Consider the following 2,300-nt stretch of genomic DNA (forward strand, 5'->3'; position numbering starts at 1 on the left):
CAGGGGGCCGTCGCTCATGCCATCAACGCAGCCAGAAGGCCAGCAGCGTCAGGGCAATCAACACGACCAGCGTGGCAGTGCCAAGGTGGCGGGCGTAGTGGTGCAGCATGCGAACCTCTCTCAGACGATGTCGAAGCGATCGGAAAAAATGTGCGTCGGCGGGATGCCGTGGGCAATCAGCCCGCGTTCGGCGCTATCCATCATCGGGTCTGGGCCGCAAATGTAACAGTCGGTCCGCGGGTCCAGGTCCGGCAAGACACGTTCGATCAGTGCCTCGTCCACATAGCCGGTTTCGCCCTGCCACCCTTCGTGCGGGTCGGATAGCACGTGAATCACCTCCAGCGGCAGCTCGTTGCTGAGCGTTTCCAGGTGCTCACGGAAGGTGGCTTCCTGCCAGGTCGGGTTGGCATAGATCAGCCAGATCGGGGGGGCGTTGCCCGCGTCACGAAAGCTGCGCAGCATGCTGATGAACGGGGTGATACCGATACCGCCCGCCAGCATCACGATGCCATGGGGGTTATCGGGGTTGGGGGTAAAAGCGCCGAAAGGCCCTTCGATGAAGGCACGGGTATTGGCCTTGACCTTGGGCAGGGTGCGGGTGAAGTCCCCCAGCCGCTTGGCACTGAAAGCCACCCTGCCTGGCTGTGATGCGCTGGAAACGATGGAAAAAGGGTGCTGCTGCAAGGCAAAAGGGGTATCCCCCAGGGTGATCCAGAAAAACTGCCCGGGCTGGAAGTCCAGCTGGTGCTGGCCATCTGCCTCCAGCGTCAGCGTCGTGGTGTCGCCTCGCTCCAGCTGGTTATCCACCACGCGCCAGGGCTGGCGGCGCAGCCGCCACGGCCGCAGCAGGCGAGTTTCCACCAGCAGCCCTAGCGGCAGCAGGAGCAGCAGGGCAAAGACGCCCGAGGTGACGACGCCTTGGGTGTAGCGCTGAGCCATCAGCGCATGCCCCAGCCCGCCCATGACCACGAAAGCGGTCAGGCCGCCATGCAGCAGTCGCCATGTCTCGTAACTCAACCCCAGCCGCTTGCGCCATAGCGAGGTGATCACTAGGGTCAGGCTGGCCAGCAGCAGAGCCATCAGGGCCAGGGCGCGTAGGGTGTCCTCGCGAGGGTCGAGATAGTGCAGCAGGCTGGGTTCGGCGATGAATGTCAGCGTGGGGTGCGCCAGTACCAGCAGCAGGGCACCGATCCCCAGCTGGCGATGAAACTGCAGCACGTTATCGAACCCTGCGCGGTTACCAAAGCCGTGACGGCCCGAAATCAGCGCTTGCAGCGCCATGATGCTCAGCGCCAGCGCACCGAGCAATACGCCTGCCTCGGCCAAGGCGCTGCGTGGAGCTGGCGGCGACACCAGCAGCCAGCTCACCGGCAGTAACGCCAGCACCATGTAGAGAGTGACCCAAAGCAGCGCTTGGCGGATGACGTGGTTCACGAATGCTTCTCCTTGTGCGTCCTTGCGAATGGCGAGTGTTGCCCCGTCTTCCTGTGGGTGGCTAGTCCAAGTGTGGGAAAAACCGAGCATTTCGCAAGTCTGGCCGCCAACGCGGCAGGAGCTGCTACGCTGACGGAAGGGCCATCGAGAGTCAGTATGGCCGATAGCGCCAGCATTCACCCGACAGGAGCAGCATGATGGGCAAAGGAAAATCGAAGAAACGCCAGCCGAGCAAGTCCGACTCTACAGCGTCCTCGGCGGCTGCCAAGGCGCCACAGCAGCTGACCCCCGATACCGGGGCTGCCTTGTTTGAAGACGCTCGTTCGCGGCTGGTGGCCGTGTTCGAGGCGTTGGAAATCCACCCGGATGCTCAGGCGCGTTTGATGCAGCCGAGCCTTTCATTGCAGGTCAGCGTGCCGGTGCGCATGGATGATGGCAGCCTGAAGGCGTTTCCGGCCTGGCGCGTGCAGTACGACACCAGCCTGGGACCTGCCAAGGGCGGGGTTCGCTTCCACCCGGACGTGAACCAGCATGAAGTCACCACGCTGAGCTTCTGGATGGCGGTGAAGTGCGCGGTGGTCAACCTGCCCTACGGTGGCGGCAAGGGCGGCGTTCAGGTGGATGCCAAGTCGCTGTCGTCGCTGGAGCGAGAGCGGCTGGCGCGGGGCTATATCCGCGCCATCGCCGACATCATGGGGCCCGACCGCGACATCCCCGCACCGGACGTGAATACCGATGCCACGGTGATGGGCTGGATGATCGATGAGTACGAGCACATCCTGCGCGCCCAGGCGCCAGCCGCCATCACGGGCAAACCGCTGCCGCTAGGAGGCTCGCCAGGCCGGGTGGAAGCCACTGGCCGTGGC

At 64.0% G+C, this 2,300-nt stretch carries 2 protein-coding genes; one reads left to right on the forward strand and one right to left on the reverse strand.

The window, feature by feature from the left end; translation table 11 throughout:
- Nucleotides 1-120: 120 nt before the first annotated feature.
- A complete protein-coding gene (locus B7L71_RS11165; protein WP_081137998.1) occupies nucleotides 121-1,434 on the reverse strand; it encodes a ferredoxin reductase family protein in 1,314 nt (437 codons plus the stop codon).
- Nucleotides 1,435-1,631: 197 nt separating this feature from the next.
- Between B7L71_RS11165 and B7L71_RS11170 the strand changes: the two genes are divergently transcribed.
- Nucleotides 1,632-2,300, forward strand: a 669-nt coding sequence (locus B7L71_RS11170) for a Glu/Leu/Phe/Val family dehydrogenase (protein WP_139790125.1), incomplete at its 3' end; no start/stop codon positions are given.

The sequence above is a fragment of the Halomonas sp. BC2 genome (assembly GCF_002078115.1).
GTDB classification, from domain to species: Bacteria; Pseudomonadota; Gammaproteobacteria; order Pseudomonadales; family Halomonadaceae; genus Vreelandella; species Vreelandella stevensii.